This window comes from Caulobacter hibisci (assembly GCF_016135805.1).
Taxonomy (GTDB): Bacteria; Pseudomonadota; Alphaproteobacteria; order Caulobacterales; family Caulobacteraceae; genus Caulobacter; species Caulobacter hibisci.
The window spans coordinates 1-17,608 of sequence record NZ_JADWOX010000029.1 but is presented as its reverse complement, the minus strand read 5'-3'; the positions used below and the strand labels follow the sequence as shown (position 1 = coordinate 17,608).

At 70.3% G+C, this 17,608-nt stretch carries 16 protein-coding genes; 13 read left to right on the top strand and 3 right to left on the bottom strand.

Going from position 1 to position 17,608, the window contains the following annotated elements; genetic code table 11:
• Positions 1 to 73: 73 nt before the first annotated feature.
• From I4Q42_RS24585 to I4Q42_RS24570, 4 genes are all read left to right on the top strand, one after another.
• Complete coding sequence (locus tag I4Q42_RS24585; protein ID WP_198578739.1) at positions 74 to 1,033, top strand: alpha/beta fold hydrolase; 960 nt, start codon at positions 74 to 76, stop codon at positions 1,031 to 1,033.
• Positions 1,034 to 1,124: 91 nt separating this feature from the next.
• Positions 1,125 to 3,425: a glycoside hydrolase family 3 N-terminal domain-containing protein gene (locus I4Q42_RS24580; protein ID WP_198578738.1), complete on the top strand. Its 2,301-nt coding sequence runs from the start codon at positions 1,125 to 1,127 to the stop codon at positions 3,423 to 3,425.
• Positions 3,422 to 4,759 (top strand): GntP family permease, encoded by a 1,338-nt coding sequence (locus I4Q42_RS24575; RefSeq protein ID WP_198578737.1) that lies wholly within the window; start codon positions 3,422 to 3,424, stop codon positions 4,757 to 4,759. Before I4Q42_RS24580 ends, I4Q42_RS24575 begins: the two co-directional genes overlap by 4 nt.
• A gap of 67 nt (positions 4,760 to 4,826) precedes the next feature.
• A complete protein-coding gene (locus tag I4Q42_RS24570; protein WP_198578736.1) occupies positions 4,827 to 5,348 on the top strand; it encodes a DUF6680 family protein in 522 nt (173 codons plus the stop codon).
• Between the two features lie 39 nt (positions 5,349 to 5,387).
• On the opposite strand, the gene I4Q42_RS24565 is transcribed toward I4Q42_RS24570, so the two are convergent.
• Genes I4Q42_RS24565 through I4Q42_RS24555 form a run of 3 tightly spaced genes read right to left on the bottom strand, consistent with a single transcriptional unit; the run spans position 5,388 to position 8,375 of the window.
• Entirely contained in the window at positions 5,388 to 5,828 is a 441-nt protein-coding gene (locus I4Q42_RS24565; RefSeq protein WP_198578735.1) for a hypothetical protein, read from the bottom strand.
• 40 nt (positions 5,829 to 5,868) lie between these two features.
• Positions 5,869 to 6,774 (bottom strand): oxygenase MpaB family protein, encoded by a 906-nt coding sequence (locus I4Q42_RS24560; protein ID WP_198578734.1) that lies wholly within the window; start codon positions 6,772 to 6,774, stop codon positions 5,869 to 5,871.
• The gene (locus I4Q42_RS24555) at positions 6,774 to 8,375 is read right to left on the bottom strand and encodes a fatty acid--CoA ligase (RefSeq protein ID WP_198578733.1); all 1,602 of its coding nucleotides are present in this window, start codon (positions 8,373 to 8,375) and stop codon (positions 6,774 to 6,776) included. Before I4Q42_RS24555 ends, I4Q42_RS24560 begins: the two co-directional genes overlap by 1 nt.
• 181 nt (positions 8,376 to 8,556) lie before the next feature.
• On the opposite strand from I4Q42_RS24555, the gene I4Q42_RS24550 reads away from it, so the two are divergent.
• The 9 genes from I4Q42_RS24550 to rutD all read left to right on the top strand — a co-directional run bounded on the left by I4Q42_RS24550 (position 8,557) and on the right by rutD (position 17,483).
• Positions 8,557 to 11,076: a CHASE3 domain-containing protein gene (locus tag I4Q42_RS24550; protein WP_198578732.1), complete on the top strand. Its 2,520-nt coding sequence runs from the start codon at positions 8,557 to 8,559 to the stop codon at positions 11,074 to 11,076.
• The gene (locus I4Q42_RS24545) at positions 11,073 to 11,453 is read left to right on the top strand and encodes a response regulator (protein ID WP_198578731.1); all 381 of its coding nucleotides are present in this window, start codon (positions 11,073 to 11,075) and stop codon (positions 11,451 to 11,453) included. Before I4Q42_RS24550 ends, I4Q42_RS24545 begins: the two co-directional genes overlap by 4 nt.
• Positions 11,450 to 11,710, top strand: a complete 261-nt coding sequence (locus I4Q42_RS24540; protein WP_198578730.1) for an Hpt domain-containing protein — start codon at positions 11,450 to 11,452, stop codon at positions 11,708 to 11,710. The genes I4Q42_RS24545 and I4Q42_RS24540 overlap by 4 nt, the downstream gene beginning before the upstream one ends.
• Before the next feature lie 88 nt (positions 11,711 to 11,798).
• Positions 11,799 to 12,473 carry a DUF2306 domain-containing protein gene (locus tag I4Q42_RS24535; RefSeq protein ID WP_198578729.1) on the top strand — a complete coding sequence of 225 codons (675 nt, stop codon included), beginning with the start codon at positions 11,799 to 11,801 and terminating at the stop codon, positions 12,471 to 12,473.
• Positions 12,455 to 13,294 carry a LytTR family DNA-binding domain-containing protein gene (locus I4Q42_RS24530; RefSeq protein ID WP_232793425.1) on the top strand — a complete coding sequence of 280 codons (840 nt, stop codon included), beginning with the start codon at positions 12,455 to 12,457 and terminating at the stop codon, positions 13,292 to 13,294. Before I4Q42_RS24535 ends, I4Q42_RS24530 begins: the two co-directional genes overlap by 19 nt.
• A 125-nt stretch (positions 13,295 to 13,419) precedes the next feature.
• Entirely contained in the window at positions 13,420 to 15,150 is a 1,731-nt protein-coding gene (locus I4Q42_RS24525) for a sensor histidine kinase (protein WP_332873149.1), read from the top strand.
• Between the two features lie 198 nt (positions 15,151 to 15,348).
• Entirely contained in the window at positions 15,349 to 16,050 is a 702-nt protein-coding gene (gene rutB, locus I4Q42_RS24520) for a pyrimidine utilization protein B (protein ID WP_198578728.1), read from the top strand.
• A gap of 79 nt (positions 16,051 to 16,129) precedes the next feature.
• The gene (gene rutC, locus I4Q42_RS24515) at positions 16,130 to 16,519 is read left to right on the top strand and encodes a pyrimidine utilization protein C (protein WP_198578727.1); all 390 of its coding nucleotides are present in this window, start codon (positions 16,130 to 16,132) and stop codon (positions 16,517 to 16,519) included.
• A 154-nt stretch (positions 16,520 to 16,673) separates the two neighbouring features.
• Positions 16,674 to 17,483, top strand: a complete 810-nt coding sequence (rutD, locus tag I4Q42_RS24510) for a pyrimidine utilization protein D (protein WP_198578726.1) — start codon at positions 16,674 to 16,676, stop codon at positions 17,481 to 17,483.
• The last annotated feature ends 125 nt before the right edge of the window (positions 17,484 to 17,608 follow it).

Here is a 17,608-nt window from a genome sequence, read left to right as displayed (position 1 = left end):
ATGTCCAAGTCGCGCCGGCGGGCGCGGGCCAGGATCGGGCGATCTCAACGCCCGGCCGAAAAGGCGCCCGCCCATGGTTTCCTCGCTCGATGCTCGCCTGTCCGGATCGCGCCGCAACGTCCTGCTCGGCGCCCTGACGATCGGTCTCGGCGCAGGGGCGTTGAGCGCGGGATCGGCCCAGGCCGCCGGCCCGGGCGCCGTGGCCGCGCCGACGAACTATGTCGAGGTCGGCGGGCGGCGGCTGGCCTACCGCACCGTCGGCAAGGGCGTTCCGATGGTCCTGTGCACGCGGTTCCGCGGCAATCTCGACGCCTGGGATCCGCTGTTTCTCGACTCCCTGGCCGCGCAAGGCTTCCAGGTCATCACCTTCGACTATACGGGCCTGGGCCTGTCGACCGGCGAGAAGTCGCTGAACCCGGCCTCCTGGGCCAAGGACGCCGGCGACCTGATCGAGGCCTTGGGCCTGAAGTCGGTCGTGCTGGTCGGCTGGTCGCTCGGCGGCATCGCCGCCCAGATCGCGCTGAGCATCTTCCCCAGCAAGATCGACCACCTAGTTCTGATCGGCACGACACCGCCCGGGCCGGTCGCCAAGCTGGCCGAGCCGCTGTTCTACCAGGCCGCGGCGCGCGAGAACGACTTCGAGGACGAGGTGATCCTGTTCTTCGAGCCCAGGTCCCCGGCCAGCCGCGAGGCCGCCCGCCGCTCGCACGACCGCATCGCCGCCCGCAAGACCGACCTCAGCCCACCCGTGCCCTACGCCTGGGCGGCGGCCAGCCTCGGCGACAAGCCCAGCGCCAATCCGTTCCCCGCTCCGGCCATTCTCGACATCCTGAAGACCACCACGATCCCGATCCTGCATATCGGCGGCGACCACGACCTGATCTGCCCGATCGAGAACTGGTACGCCCTGAACGGCCAGCTGCCGACGCTGGAGCTGCTGACCTTCCCGCGCTCGGGCCACGGCCCGCAGCACCAGCATCCCGAGGCCAGCGCCGACGCCATCGCCAGCTTCGTCAGGACCACCCGCCGTTGAGGTCACGCAACCTCTCGCATTGACAGCGTTGTCAAAGCATAGTGCTCTGCCCCCTAACGACCGCGTTCGACGATCGAAGGGAGACGAGACCATGAGCGAGGGACCGCATCGCCGGGCGCTGCTGACCGGCGCCGCCGCCCTGGGCCTGGGTTCGGGCCTGGCGTCCGCCCTGCCCGCGCTCGCGGCCACGCAGGAGGCTCGGGTCCGCGCCCTCCTCAAGCAGATGACCCTGGACGAGAAGATCGGCCAGACCCATCAGCCGGCCGGCGGCCGGCAGAAATCGCTGAACTCCAAGATCGACGCGACGGCGCTGGAGCTGGTGCGCAAGGGCGGGGTCGGCTCGTACCTGCACGTGGCGGGGGCGGCGTTCCTGCGCGAGCTGCAACGCACGGCCGTCGAGGAGTCGCGGCTGAAGATCCCGCTGCTGTTCGCCATCGACGTGGTGCACGGCTTTCGCACCCTCTACCCCGTGCCCCTGGCCATGGCCGCGACCTTCGATCCCGGGATCGTGCGGGCCACGGCGCGGATGGCGGCGGTCGAGACCGCGGTCAGCGGCCTGCACTGGACCTTCGCCCCGATGGTCGACATCGCCCGCGACCCGCGCTGGGGCCGCATCGTCGAGGGCGCCGGTGAGGATCCCTATCTCGGCAGCGTCATGGCCGACGCCCAGGTGCGCGGCTTCCAGGGCGAAGGACTCGAGGGAAAGGACTCGATCCTGGCCTGCGCCAAGCACTTCGGGGCCTATGGCGCGGCGGCCGGCGGCCGCGACTACGACGCCGCCGAGCTGTCGGACCGGACGCTGAACGAGGTCTATCTGCCGCCGTTTCACGCCGCCGCGAAAGCGGGCGCCGGCACGATGATGACCGCCTTCAACGACCTGAACGGCGCGCCGACCACCGCCAACGCCGCCCTGGTGCGCGGCGTGCTGAAGACCCAGTGGACCTGGCCGGGCCTGGTGGTCAGCGACTGGAACGCCATCCTCGAACTGATCAACCACGGGATCGCCGAGACACCCGTCCAGGCCGCCGCCCTGGCCCTGAAGGCCGGGGTCGACATGGACATGGCCAGCGGCGTCTATGCGGCCCACCTGAAGACGGCGATCGCCGCCGATCCGTCGCTGGCGCCCCTGCTCGACCAGGCCGTGACCCGGATCCTGACCGCCAAGATGCGGCTGGGCCTGTTCGACGATCCCTACCGCTTCGGCGACGTCGAGCGGGAGAAGACGGTGTTCCTCAGCCCGCCGCACCGCGCCATCGCCCGAGAGGCGGCGCGCAAGGCCGTGGTGCTGCTGAAGAACGACGGCGGCCTGCTGCCGATCGCGCCGAGCGCCAGGAAGATCGCCGTCATCGGCGCCCTGGCGACCGACAATCTCTCCCAACTCGGCTCGTGGAAGGCGCGCGGCCAGGCCGCCGACGTCGCCCCGCTGCTGCCGGCCCTGCAAGCCGCCGCGCCGGCCGGAACCGAGATCGTCCACGTCGCCGGCGCCTCGCCGCGCAGCCTCGATGAGACCGGCATCCCCGCCGCTGTCGAGGCCGCCAGGGCCGCCGACCTCGTGCTGCTGATGGTCGGCGAGGACTTCGACCACAGCGGCGAGTCCCGCAGCCGCTCGGACCTGTCGCTGCCCGGCGCGCAGAGCGCCCTGGCCCGCGCCGTGCTGGCGACCGGCAAGCCCGTGGTCGTGCTGCTGCCGTCGGGCCGTCCGCTGGTCGCGCCGGAGGTGCTGGAGAAGGCCCCGGCGGTGCTGGCCACCTGGTTCCTCGGCGTCGAGGCCGGTCCGGCCCTGGCCGACATCCTGTTCGGCAAGGCCGCGCCCGGCGGCCGCCTGCCGGTCGGCTTCCCGCGCGCCACGGGCCAGTCGCCTACCTTCTACGCCCACACGCCCAGCGGCCGCCCGGCCGATCCGGATCTGGCCAAGGACACCGCCCGCTATCACGACGTCGACATCGGCCCGCTGTTCCCGTTCGGCCATGGCCTGAGCTACGCGCCCTTCGCCTATTCCGACCTGACGCTCGACCGCGATACTGTCACGCCCGGCGGGGCGGTGAAGATCGCCCTGACCGTGGCCAACACCGGATCGGTCGCCGCCGACGAGGTGGTGCAGCTCTATGTCCGCGACCCTGTCGCCACCATCGCCCGGCCGGTCAAGGCGCTGCGCGGCTTCGTCCGCGTGACCCTGGCGCTCGGCGAGAAGAAGCGGGTGAGCTTCACCCTGACGCCCGCCCAGCTGGCGATCTGGAGCCCGGCGGGCTGGGTGATCGAGGCCGGCAAGGTCGAGGTCATGATCGGCTCGTCCTCGGCCGACATCCGCTTGCGCGGGGCCTTCACCATTACCGCGCCTGGCAAGGGCCGCGATCCGGCCACGGCGATCCTCACGCCCGTGAGCTTCGCGTGAACGGCCCGCTCTGGACCCTGCTGGTCGTCGCCGCCGGGGTCGCCCTGGTGGTCTTTGCCACCCTCAAACTCAGACTGCCGGCGTTCTTCGCCCTGCTGCTGACCGCCATCGCCGCCGGGATCGCCTTCGGGGCCGAGCCGGTCAGCGTGCTGGCCTCGGTCAAGAAGGGCGCGGGCGAAGCCCTGGGCTTCGTGGCGGTGATTCTGGGCCTGGGCTCGATCTTCGGCGCCCTGCTGGAGGCCGGCGGCGGGGTCGGCGTCATGGCCCGCGCCCTGCTCGACCGCTTCGGCGTGCGCCGCGCGCCCTGGGCCCTGGCGACGATCGGCATCCTGGTCGGCATCCCCCTGTTCTTCGACGTCGCCCTGATCATCCTGGCCCCGCTGATGCTGGGCGTGGCCCAGCGCTCGGGTAAGGCCGTGGCCTTCGTCGCCCTGCCGGTGCTGGCGGGCCTGGCGGTGATGCACGGCCTGCTGCCGCCGCATCCCGGACCGGTGGCGGCGGCTGAACTGCTGCACGCCGACTATGGGCGTATCGCCCTGTGGGGCCTGGCCTGCGGCATTCCCGCCGTGCTGGTCGCCGGACCGCTCTACGCCCTGGCCGCCTTTCGCAAGGGATCCTACGTCGCGCCGGAGACCTCTCCGGTCGCTGACGACGGCGGCGCCGACGCCCTGATCGGCCTGTGGCCAGCCCTGGTCGGCATGCTGGCCCCACTCGTCTTGATCGTCGCCGGCGCCGTGGCCCATGCCGCCTTGCCGGAGGGACCGGTCCGGACGGGGCTGGAGTTCTTCGGCCACCCGTTCGTCGCCCTGGCCGTGGCCTGCGGCTACGCCTGGGTGCTGCTGCGCCGACGCGGCGTCGACCGGCATCGGCTGCTGGGCATCGCGGGGCGAGCGCTGGAGCCGGCCGGGGCCATCGCCCTGGTGATCGGCGCGGGCGCGGCCTTCAAGCAGGTGCTGATCGACAGCGGTGCCGGCGCCCACCTGACCACCGCCGTCGAGGGCGCGCACCTGTCGCCGCTGGTGTTCGGCTTCCTGATCGCCGCCATCATGCGCATCGCCCAGGGCTCGGCCACCGTCGCCATGGTCGCCGCCGCGGGCCTGGCAGCGCCGCTGGCCGCCGCCGCCGGGCTGGACGCCAATCAGGTCGCCCTGGTGGTGATCGGCATCGGCGCCGGCGCCACCGTGGTCAGCCACGTCAACGACGCGGGGTTCTGGCTGGTCGGGCAGTATCTGGGCCTGTCGGAGACCGAGACGTTTCGGAGCTGGACCGTGGCCTCGACCATAGCTGGCCTGGTCGCCTTCGCGGCGGCGCTGGTGGCGTCGGCTTTGGTTTAAGGTTCGAAAAATCAACGCTATCCCAAGCTCGACTCGTAGTAGCTAGAGCGCAAAGGGAGGGTGCATTTTGAGAGGCATTTTTTCTGCTGAAGGCGTTCAAGCAATCGCTTCAGCTTTGACCTTTTTAGCAGCCTGCGTCGCTGTATGGGCCAGTTTCAGAGCTCCACGATTAGCCGCGCAGTTTGCAGAACAACTGCGCCGAGATTCAGCGCAAAGCGACGAGCAGCGCCGCCTAAAAATGATGATATTCACCACCCTATTACAAAATAGAGCCCACATATCTCACCCGGACTGCGTAACAGCGCTCAATCTCATAGACTTGGCCTTTATAGATGATCGCGAAGTTCGGGACGCTCTTGCCCACTTTCGCGCGGCAACGGACGACACCATTCGCCGAGAAGGCGACAGAGCCGCTGAACGTTTCCTTGTAATTATCGAGAAAATTTCACGAAGCTTGGGAATGAGCGATCGAATTACTATCTCCGATATACGAACGCCATATTACCCGACTGGACTGGCAGAGCTGCATGAAATGCAGCGCCTAGAAATGCAGGACAAATTGACCGCATTAAGAAAAAAGAGGCGTTAGCCGCAGCGATATGTGCCTTGGACACATATCGAGCCAGCCCTATCGCAACACGCCCCGCCGGGCCTGCCAGCCGGCGTAGAGCATGAACAGCACCAGCAGGAAGGCGATCACCGCGCTGGTGACGGCCATCTGAGAGCCCATGATCTTGCCGCCGTCGGTCAGGACGTAGGTATAGGCCAGGCTCAGCAGGAAGGCCGCCAGCGACACGGCGAACACCGGGGCCGACAGCCTGTTGCGCAACAGGATAAGCACCGAAGCCCCGAAGGCCCCGAACACGCCGACGGCCCAGACCACGGTCATCCAGGCCGGCATCTGTTGGTAGTGGTCAATCTGGGCCGGGGTCATGCCGGCCTTGGCCATGTAGGCCGGCCCCTGGGCCATGCTCATCACGAAGTCGAAGACGCCGATGGCGTTGAACAGCACGGCGAACCCGCCCACCAGCCACAGGTGCCAGGGTGTCCTGGCCTGCATCTCGCTCATCATGCCCTCCCCAGGTCATGCTTGCTGGGGCGAGACTGCCTCAGGCCGCCCCTCGACGATAGGGGGGGCGATAGAGGTAGTCGTCGGGCAGGCCCATGCGCCGGCTGGACTCGACGGCCGGCGAGCCCTTGATCGGCACCTTGTCGGCGCTGGCGCCCGCCAGGCGCACCAGCCGCCGCTCGACGCCGTTCAACTGCCAGGCCTCGCCCAGGCCCAGCCGCGCGCGCACTTCGACCGGCGTGATCTCCACAGCCGCCCGCACCAGCGGCTTCTGGATCAGCCGCAGCGGCCCCGGCAGCAGGGGCGTCCTGGTCATGATGTCGAGGAACTCGAAGACGATGTCCGATGGCTCCAGGCTCGGCAGCATCAGGGCGAGCTGCCGCTTCCACTCGGCCTCGCTGGTCGGGGCGCCGGTCGCGCCGTAGAGCCGCGCGCCGGGGGCGGCCTCGGCGAAGGCGGCGTCGCGCTCGGCCGGGCTCAGGGCGCTGGCATAGGCGTCATAGGCGGCGATGAAGCCGAAGCTGGCCGTGGCCTGCACCCAGTCGAGCAACACCGGATCGTTGGCCTGGTAGGCGACGCCGCCCGGCGTCTGGCCCGTCACGTGACCGTGCATGCGCACCACGCCGGCGATCATCTTCTCGGCCACGGCGCGGGGGCCGTAGACGGTGACCATGGCCGCCAGTCCCGTGCGCTTCAAGCGCTTCAGCGGCTGCGCCTTGAAGCTGGAATGGTCCCAGACCCCCGAGCGCACGCGCGGCTCGGCCAGCTCCAGGATCACCGCCGTGATCCCGCCGACGAACAACGACACCGGGTTCTTGAACACCCGCCACGACACCGAGTCCGGACCGATCAGGGCCGCCGCGCCAGCCGGGGCGGAGAAGTCGATGGCCGGTCCGCCGTCGGGCGTCAGCAGGCGGGCGGCGGCGCGCGAAAGGGGATCGGCCATCAGTTCACCCGTCGTTCGCGCCCGACCCAATAGGGCTCGCGCAACTGTCGGCGCAGGATCTTGCCCGAGGCGTTGCGCGGCAAGGCCTCGACGAAGTCGACGCTCTTGGGGGCCTTGAAGTGGGCGATCCGCGTGCGGGCGAAGGCGATGATGTCGTCGGCGTCGGGCGTGATCCCGGGCTTGGGCGCGACCACCGCCTTGACCGCCTCGCCCCACTTGTCGTCGGGCACGCCGATCACCGCCACCTCGCCGACATGCGGGTGGCCGTAGACGGCGCTCTCCACCTCGGCCGGATAGATGTTCTCGCCGCCGGAGACGATCATGTCCTTCACCCGGTCGTGGATGAAGAGGTAGCCGTCCTCGTCCAGGTAGCCGGCGTCGCCGGTGCGCAGCCAGCCCTCGGCGTCGATGGTCGCGGCGGTGGCCGCGTCCAGCTTCCAGTAGCCGGCCATGTTCGAGGCGCTGCGCACGGCGATCTCTCCGACGGTGTTCGCAGGCAGAACGCCGCCGGCCTCGTCGAGGATGCGCAGCTCGACCCCCGGCATGGGCAGGCCGGCCGAGCGCATGCGGGTGTTGCCGGCCGGATCGTGGTCTTCCGGCGGCAGATAGACCACCGTGCCGGTGGTCTCGGTCATGCCGTACTGCTGGACGAAGCCGCAGCCGAACACCTCTATGCTCTCGCGCAGCAGGTCCAGCGGGATCGGGGCCGCGCCATAGAGGATGTAGCTCAGCCGCGAATAGTCGATCTGGCGAGCGCGCGGCAGGCGCACGACGATCTGCAAGGCGGCCGGCACCAGGAACATCTTCGACACCCGGTCGTGCTCGATGAAGTCCAGCACCTTGAACGGATCGAACTCCCGCGCCACCACGCCCTTGGCCCCGTTGAACAGCCCCACCAGCCCCCAGCCGGTGCCGCCGATATGGCCGACGGGCATGGCCACCAGGCTGACGTCGTCCGGCCCCCAGACGTTCCAGGGCATGGCCGTCTGCTCGGCGGCGGCCTTGCGCATCGCCAGCAGATTGTCGTGGGTCAGCATCGCGCCCTTGGGCCGACCGGTGGTGCCCGAGGTGTAGAGCTGCAGCACCACCTCGGACGAGGCGATCGGCACGGCCGGATCGCCGTCGTCCTGGGCGTCGCGCCAGGCGGGATAGGCGGGCGGGTCGCTCTCGTCCCTGGCCTCCATCGCCACGACCGGCGGGCGCGGTCCTTCCAACAGCTTGGCCACCTCGCCGACATGCTCGACCAGTTCGGGACCGACGAAGACCATCTTCGCCTCGGTGTCGGCGACGATGTAGGCGATCTCGGCCGGGGCCAGGCGCCAGCCGATCGGGGCCATGACCACCCCGGCCTTGGCCGCGCCGAGCAGCAGCTCGAAATAGTGGTCGCTGTTCTTGCCGACATAGGCGATGCGGTCGCCGGGCTTCAGGCCCTCGGCGATCAGGGCCCGGGCGACCTGGTTTGTGCTGCGGTCGAGCGCGGCGAAACTGGTCTCGCGACCCTCGAAGGCGAAGGCGATGGCGTCGGGGCGCACCTGGGCGTGATAGCGAGGAACGTCGCCCAGCGTCGGCATACGGGCGAAATCGACGGCGTCGTGGCTCATCACTGCTCTCCCGGTGAAGCCGTCTGACGCGGCCGTTCGAAGAACAAGGTTTCGGCGTGACCCGGGGTAAGTCAACGTCGGGTGGAGAGACCCCGGAAAAGCGTCACGGGAATGCCGCGTTGAGTCGCGCCCTCGACCGGCCGTAAAGTGCGACTCGAAAGCCGCGAGGAAACGCACGATCATGACCAGCTTCCTCCTGCGCCGCGAGCAGCGCGGCCTGCTGATCTCGGTCATCCTCGGCCTGGTGATCGCCCCGTTGCTGCTGCTGCTGACCACCTGGGAGATCCAGCGCGAGTTCACCCGCGGCCGCGTGCTGCGCGAGGCGGTCGACCACTCCTACGAACAGCGCATGCAGCTGCAGACGGTGTTTTCGCTGATGCAGGATTCCGAGACCGGCCAGCGCGGCTTCGTGATCACCGGCCAGGACCGGTTCCTTGAGCCCTACGACGCCGCCCAGCGCCGCCTGCCCAGCCAGCTGGCCTCGCTGCGCAGCTTGCGCCAGGAGGACGTCGGCGACCTGATCGCTGGCGACGACCCAGTCTTCGACAGGCTGGAAGCCCTGATCGAGCAGAAGCAGCGGACCATGGCCGACGGCATCCGCCTGCGCCGCGAACAAGGTCACGACGCGGCCCGGACCCTGGTCTCCAGCGGCAAGGGCAAGGTGATCATGGACCAGATCCGCGAGGTCATCAAAGAGCTGCAGGCCGCCGACAAGGCCGCCCTCGACCGCCGGATCGCCGCCAACGACGCCCTGACCCTGCGCACCGAACGCCTGACCCAGGCCCTGTTCGTGGTGCTGGTGGTGTTCCTGCTGGCCGCCTTCCTGCTGCTGTCGCGCCAGATCCGCGCCCGCCAGCAGCTGTTCACCGTGGCCCAGGCCACGGCCGGGCGCCTGGACGCCATCCTCGACAACGCCCAGGACGCCATCGTCACCCTCAATCCCAGCGGCACGATCGAGACGGTCAACAAGGCCGCCGAGGTCATGTTCGGCCTGCCGCGCGAGACCCTGGTCCGCCGGGCCCTGGCCCAGTTCGTCGACCTGCCCGACCGCGGCCAGCTGTTCGTCCAGCACCTGGCCGGCGGCGAGGACCTGTCCAAGGGCGTGCTGCGCGAGTTCATCGCCTATCGGCCGGACGGGACCACCTTCCCCGTCGAGGCCTCGATCGGCCTGGTGCGCCTGCCCGAGGGCGAGCGCATCGCCGCCTCGATCCGCGACATCTCCGAGCGCCGCCGGGTCGAGCGGCTGAAGGCCGAGTTCGTCTCCACCGTCAGCCACGAGCTGCGCACGCCCCTGACCTCGATCGCCGGCTCGCTCGGCCTGCTGGTCGGCGGGGCGGCCGGGGCCTTGCCCGAGCGCGCCGCGCGCCTGCTGGGCATCGCCCACAACAACTGCCAGCGCCTGGTGCGGCTGATCAACGACATCCTCGACATCGAGAAGATCGAGTCCGGCCAGATGGAGTTTTCCCTCCAGCCGCTGGACCTGGGCGAACTGGCCCAGCGCGCCGTCGATGGCATGGCCGGCCTCGGCGGCCAGCTGGGCGTGAGCTTCGCCCTGGAGGTCGCGCCGAACCTGGGACCGGTGCGCGGCGACGCCGACCGCCTGGCCCAGGTGGCCGCCAACCTGCTGTCCAACGCCGCCAAGTATTCGCCGGCCGGCGGGGTGGTCGAGGTCAAGGTCGAGAGCCCGGCGGCGGGGCTGCTACGGTTCTCGGTGCGTGACCACGGCCCCGGCGTGCCCGAGGCCTTCCGCGACCGCATCTTCTCCAAGTTCGCCCAGGCCGACGCTTCCGACACCCGCCAGAAGGGCGGCACGGGCCTGGGCCTGGCCATCTCGCGCGAGATCGTCCAGCGCCACGGCGGCCGGCTGTGGTTCGACTCCGAGCCCGGCCAGGGCGCGACCTTCCAGTTCGAGCTGGCGACAATCGAGACCCGCCCCCGGGTGATCGACACCAGCGAGGGCTCGGCGCGGGTGCTGCTGTGCGAGGACGACCCCGACATCGCCGCCATCCTGTCCGAGGCCCTGCGCCAGGCCGGGGTGCGAGTGCACACGGTCGGCGATGTCGCCTCGGCCAGCGCGGTGCTGGAGATCGGCGGCTTCGACGCCTTCGTCACCGACGTGCGCCTGCCCGACGGCAGCGGCCTGGACCTGCTGCGCCGCCTGCGCGCCGACGCCAATACCCGCGACATCCCCGCCCTGGTGATCTCGGCCGAGGCCGCCGAAGGTCGGGGCGAGGCGCTGGACGTCGTCGACTGGCTGCAAAAGCCGATCGACCTGGATCGCCTGCGCACCGCCGTGCACCGCGCCGTCAACGGCCACGCCGACGCCCGCCGCATCGAGGTGCTGCACGTCGAGGACGACCCGGACGTCCACGCCGTGGTCCGCGACGCCCTGCAGGAGCGCTGCACGATCCATCATGCCGACAGCGTGCGCGCCGCCCGGGCGGCCCTGACGCTCAATCGTCCCGACGTGCTCATCCTCGACCTTGGCCTCGGAGACGGCAACGGCGTGGAACTTCTGGGTGAGTTGAACAACGGCGAGCGCTCCGTGCCGGTGATCGTGTTTTCGGCCCAGACGCTCGAAGACAAGGCCTTGGCGGCCTCGGTCGACGCGGTTCTGACCAAGTCCAAGACCACTCTGGACCAGCTGGCCCGAACTGTGCGCAAGCTCGCCGCGGACGCCGATTCCAAGAGACGCCGATGACCGACCTCAAACTGCTCTACGTCGACGACGAGGCCGACATCCGCGAAGTGGCCACCTTCTCGCTGGAGCTGGATCCGGGCATCGAGGTGCGGGCGGCCGACGGCGGGGCGCAGGCCTTTTCGATGCTCGACGGCGATCCCTGGCGCCCGGACGTGGTGCTGCTCGACGTGATGATGCCCGACATGGACGGCCCGGCCGTGCTGGCCAAGCTGCGCGAGCGCGGCGATCTCGACGGCGCGCCGGTGATCTTCATCACCGCCCGCGCCCAGGCCGAGGAACGGGCGCGCCTGCTGGGCTTCGGCGCCGCCGACGTGATCACCAAGCCGTTCGATCCGATGACCCTGGCCCAGGACGTGCGGGCCATCCTGGCGCGATGACCGATCCCCTCGCCCCGCTGCGCGCCAAGTTCCTGGCCCGCGTGACCGAGGACCTGGCGCGGCTGCGCGCGCCCGAGACCTCGACCAAGGACCGCCACTTCGTGGTCCACCGCCTGGCCGGCTCGGCCGGGATCTTCGGCTATGCCCAGGTCACCGACCTGGCGCGGGACCTCGACGACCTGCTGCTCGACCAGGGCCACGCCCCGCCCGAAGCCTTCGCCCCGCTGATCGCGGCGCTGGAAGGGCTGGGCCGGTAGCGGCCGGGCCGCCGTCTTTCGCCCCGCCTCGCCGCCGTTCGCCCCTGCGTTCTCGCCGACGACAGACCCCACCGCCAGGGTGGCGGCCATGGACAGCCTCTTCTCCCCCGCCCTCGCCCTGCACGTCGCCTGTGGCCTGGCCGCCGTCGCGGCCGGCCTCGTTCCGATCCTGGCCCGCAAGGGCTCGCGACTGCACCGGCTAGCGGGGCGGATCTTCGTCGGACTGATGGGAACGCTGCTGGCGGCGGCCTGGGTGATGACGGCGCTGCACTTCAACGCCTATTTCGCCGCCCTGTCGGCGACGGCGAGCCTCACCCTGTTCTCGGGGGTCCGGGTCCTGCGCCGCAAGCGGCCCAACCTTGATCGCCGCCAGCGCGCCACCGCCCTGGACTGGGCCGCGACCCTGGCCGTGATGGCGATCGGCGTCTGGGTGCTGGTCCTGCTGCTGACCGGCGCCTCGAACAGCCCGCCCGCCCCGACCATCGGCCTGGTCTACGCCGCCCTCCTCTATGGCGGCTGGGACCTCTGGCGGTACGCGCGGCCAGGCGACTGGCCGTTCTCGCCCGACCTCTGGACCTACGAGCATCTTGCGAAGATGCTGAGCGCCTATGGCGCGGTGCTCAGCGCCTTCTCGGGCAATTTCCTGACTGTCCTGCCGACGCCATGGAGCCAGCTCTGGCCGACCTTGCTGTTCCAACCCCTGGCGATCGGCTGGATCGCGGTCCTGGTGGTCCGAAAGCGGCGATGCTGGTCGCTCGCCTGAAAGCCGCGCCAACCGCCGCCTGGGTCTGGGCCTTCACCGTCTACAGCTGGGGCATGACCACGGTCAGCGCCGCCTGGTTCGCCCGGCGGTTCGCGGCCGGACGCGGCGAGACCCTGGGCGTCGCCGCCTCCCTGGCCTGGCAGGGCGCGATCTATGCGGCCTGGCTGCCGGCGGCGGCGGTCGTCTGGCTGGTCCTGCGCCGGTTCGGAGCGGGCCTGAAGGGCGTGGCCGCCAGCTTCGCGGCCGGCCTGGCCGTCGTGCCGCTGGAAGCGATCGCCTCCAGCCTGATCGACCGCGCCATGCTGCGGGGCGGCGACCTGTGGGGCGCCGTGCTGGGCCGCGCGCCGGTCTGCATCCTGCTCTATTCGGCCATCGTCGCCGTCGGCCTGGCCGCCGTACACCACCGCCGCGCCGCCGAGGCCCGCGGCCGCAACGCCCTGCTGGAAGCCGCCCTGGCCCAAGCCCGCACCGTCGCCGCGCCGCCGCGGCCCGAGCGGCTGATGGTCATGTCGGGCTCTCGGCGCATCCCCGTCGACATCGCGGCGGTCGAGTGGTTCGGCGCCGCCGACAACTATGTCGTCGTCCACTGGGCCGGCCGCGAAGGCCTGCTGCGCGCGACGCTTCAGAGCCTGGAGGCCCGGCTCGACCCCCGCCAGTTCGCCCGCGCCCATCGCTCCAGCCTGGTCAACCTCGCCCATGTCCGCGAAGCCCAGCCGCTGTCGGACGGCTCCTGGCGGCTGACCCTGGCCAGCGGCGCCGAGGTGGTGACCAGCCGCACCTATAGGGAGGCGCTGCTGGAACGGCTGGAGGGACGTCCCTAGCCTTGGTTGGCAAACCGAGATCGCCAAACCGCGACGGCCAAACCGCGACGGGATGTCGCGGGGAGCTTGACCGACCGGGCCACGCACCCTCTCCTCTTGCGACCTCAAGTTGGAGCCGCTCGAGCTTGGCCAGAGACATGACCCAGGTCGACGTCGTCCCCGCAGCCGCAGGACCGCCCACCGTCAGGCGGCGGCTGCTGATCATGGCCCTGTGCCTGGTCGCGCCGGCCATCGTGTTCATGGCCCTGCTGGCCCGGGCCGAATACGGCCAGAGCCGCGCTCGCTACGAGCAGCAGCTGATCGCCACCACCCGAGCCCTGGGCCTGGCCGTCGATCGCCAGCTGGCCCAGGGGCAGAGCACCTTGCAGGCCCTGGCCGTTTCGCCCGCCCTGGCTTCGGGCGACCTGGAGAGCTTCGAGCGCCAGGCCCGCGCAGCCATCGGGGCCCATGAGGCCTGGATCGTGCTGATCTCGCCGCGCGGCCAGGTGGTCAACACCCGGCTGCCTCCCGGCCAAGCGCCGCCGCGTAGCGCCGGCCTGCCGCCGGACCGCTGGGCCGCGGTGCGTACGGGCCGCACCACCGTCTCGAACCTGACCTTCGGCACAGTGGCCAAGCAGCCGATCGTGGCCATCGACATGCCGGTGATCGTCGCCGGCGAGCTCTACGACCTGGCCTATATCCAGACGCCGGCGGCCTTCGCCCCGCTGTTTTCCGCCCAGGGCGTGCCGCACAGCTGGACGGCCAGCATCGTCGACCGCAACGCCCATCTGGTGGCCCGGTCGAAGGACCAGGCGAAGATGCTCGGCCGCTCGGCCAGCAAACCGATGCTCGCCGCCATGGCCCGTGACAATGACGGGGTGCTGGAGACCTACACCCTCGACGGCACGCCCACCCTTTCGGCCTTCAGCCGCTCGCCGACCTATGGCTGGACCTTCATCGTCGGCGTGCCCCGGGGCGAGCTCGAACGCGCCAACCTGTCGTCCCTGACCCTGCTGGTGACGGCGGGCCTGGTGCTGCTGGCGATCGGCACGACCGCGGCCCTGCTGTTTTCGCGCGGCATCTCGCGCGAGGTGCGGGCCCTGGTCGCCGACGCCCGGATCATGGCTTCGGGCGGCGAGATGCCGGCCCAGACCAGCGGCGGCCTGCGCGAGATCGGCGAGGTGCGTACCGCCCTGCACGCCGCCTCCCACCAGCTGCGCGCCCGCGAGGCCGAGGAAAAGCGCGCCAACGCCCGCCAGCAGCTGATGATCAACGAGCTGAACCACCGGGTGAAGAACACCCTGGCGACGGTGCAGTCCCTGGCCTTGCAGAGCCTGGGCAAGGGGGAGGCGGCGCCGGGCTTCGACGCCTTCAACGAGCGGCTCTACGCCCTGGCCCGCGCCCACGACCTGCTGACCCGCACCGTGTGGGAGAGCGCCGACCTCGCCGACGTGTTGCGCCAAACCCTCGAACCCTACGGCGACCGCGCCCGCCTCGACGGCCCGCCGGCCGCCTTGCCGCCCAGCGCCGCCCTGGCCCTGTCGATGGTCTTCCACGAGTTGGCCACCAACGCCAGCAAGTACGGCGGCCTGTCGACGCCCAACGGCCGAGTCGAGGTGACCTGGCGCCACGACCCGCTCGACCCGCAGCGCCTGGCCCTGCGCTGGGTGGAAAGCGGCGGCCCCAGGCTGTCGGCCGCGCCCGAGCGCAAGGGTTTCGGCTCGCGCCTGATCGCCGCCAGCCTGCGCAGCGAACTGAAGGGCGAGGCGGCGTTCGAATACCTGCCCACGGGCCTGGTCTGCACCCTCAGCGTTCGCCTGCCCGACCCGTCCGGCGCCCAAGCTTTGGGCGAAGACGCCCCCGACGCCGACGCCTGAACGAGCAGCCGCGGGCGCGCACGCGACACGCCGGCCAGGCGCTTGACCGCTGTTCGTCGGCTCATGGTGATGGTCGATCCGCTCTGCACCCATCCTGGGGCGCCGTCGGATCGATCGTATTGCGTCGCCGCGTAGATTGATCTTCCATGACGCCCAGGATGCGGCCGCCAGAGCCGTACCTGAGGGAAGAGCGCGTCCATGATCGCCACCGATGACTCCGTGATGCTGCCGGCCCGGCCCGAGCCGATCCCGCTGGCGCCCGAGCGGACGGCGGTGATCGTCATCGACATGCAGAACGCCTACGCCTCGCCGGGCGGCTATCTGGATCTGGCCGGCTTCGACATCAGCGGCGCGGCCGCCTGCATCCAGCAGATCAAGGGCGTGCTCGAGACGGCCCGCTCGGCCGGCATGCAGGTGATCTATTTCCAGAACGGCTGGGACGACCAGTATGTCGAGGCCGGCGGCCCCGGCTCGCCCAACTGGTGGAAGTCCAACGCCCTGAAGACCATGCGCGCCAAGCCGCAGCTGCAGGGCAAGCTGCTGGCGCGGGGCCAGTGGGACTACGAGCTGGTCGACGAACTGGCGCCCCAGCCCGGCGACATCCAGCTGCACAAGACCCGCTATTCCGGCTTCTTCAACAGCCAGCTCGACAGCGTGCTGCGGTCGCGGAACATCAAGAACCTGGTCTTCGTCGGCATAGCCACCAACGTCTGCGTGGAGTCGACCCTGCGCGACGGCTTCTTCCTCGAATATTTCGGCACGGTGCTGGAGGACGCCACCCACCAAGCCGGCCCCGACTTCGTCCAGAAGGCCACGCTCTACAACATCGAGACCTTCTTCGGCTGGGTCTCGACCGTGGCCGACTTCAAGGGCGCGTTCGGCCAGATCGCGCCGAAATAGGCGCTTCAAACGCTTGCCCGGCGCGGCTTTCCGTCCGCAGACGGAATGAAGAACTTAATTATCAGAAGGACAGGACCAGATGCCCAAGACCGTCATCACCCCGCCCGGCACGGGCACGCCGATCGCGCCGTTCTCGCCGGGCACGCTGGCCGACGGGATCGTCTACGTCTCGGGCACCCTGGCCTTCGACAAGGACAACAACGTCGCCCATGTCGGCGACGCCGAGGGCCAGACGCGGCAGGTGCTGGAGACCATCAAGTCGGTGATCGAGACCGCCGGCGGAACGATGGAGGACGTGACCATGAACCACATCTTCCTGACCGACTGGGCCAACTACCAGACCATCAACAAGGTCTATGCCGAGTACTTCCCGGGCGACAAGCCGGCCCGCTACTGCATCCAGTGCGGCCTCGTCCGCCCCGATTTCCTGGTCGAGATCGCCACCGTCGCGCACATCGGCAAACGCTGATCCGCATGGTCCCGACCCCGTCCCTTTTTCTCCGAGCGTCCCCGCGCAGGCGGGGATCCAAGCCGAGTCAGCCGATCTCGGTTCGGCCGTGCCAGCACCTGAGAGTCAGCCTGGGTCCCCGCCTTCGCGGGGATGAGCGGTGTGGGGTGCGGACATGACTTCAGGGACCGTCGACGGCATCCACTACGAACTCCACGGCGGCCCGGTGGCGGGCCGCGAGGTCGTGCTGCTGTCGTCGGGCCTGGGCGGTTCGGGCAGCTTCTGGGGGCCGCAGATGGCGGCCCTGACGGCGCGCTGGCCGGTGGTGCTGTACGACCACCGCGGCACGGGCCGCAGCGTCCGCGAGCTGCCCTCCGGCAAGCCCTACGCCGTCGCCGACATGGCCGACGACATCGTCCAGGTGCTGGACGCCCTGGGGATCGCCAAGGCCCACGTGGTCGGCCACGCGGCCGGCGGCAACGCCGGCCTGGCCCTGGCGCTGAACCACCCTGATCGCCTGCACAAGCTGGCGGTCGTCAACGGCTGGTCGCGGCCCGATCCGCACATCAAGCGCTGCTTCGACACCCGCCTGCATCTGCTGAACGACACCGGTCCGGCAGCCTATGTCCACGCCCAGGCCCTGTTCCTCTATCCGGCGACCTGGATCTCGCAGAACAGCGACCGCCTGGCCGCCGAGGAGCCGCACCATGTGGCCGGCTTCCCGCCGCGCGAGGTGATGCTGGCGCGCATCGGCGCCCTGCTGGCCTTCGACGTCGACGCCGACCTGCCGCGCATCCCCCACCCGGTGCTGGTCAGCGCCACAGCCGACGACATGCTGGTGCCCGTCACCTGCGCCCATCGCCTGGCCGAGCGCCTGCCCAACGCCGTGCTCGACGTCCTGCCCTGGGGCGGCCACGCCTCGACGGTGACCGACGCGGAGGGCTTCAACGCCTCGCTGGTGCGGTTCCTGGAGGGGGACGGGTGAGCGGGGATCACGAACCAGATCCTCCCCCTCTGGGGGAGGTGGCCCAGAGGGCCGGAGGGGGCCGGCGCGGCGCTGGGCCCCCCACACCGCGGTGGAGCCACCACCCCCCCCGGGGGGGCACCAGC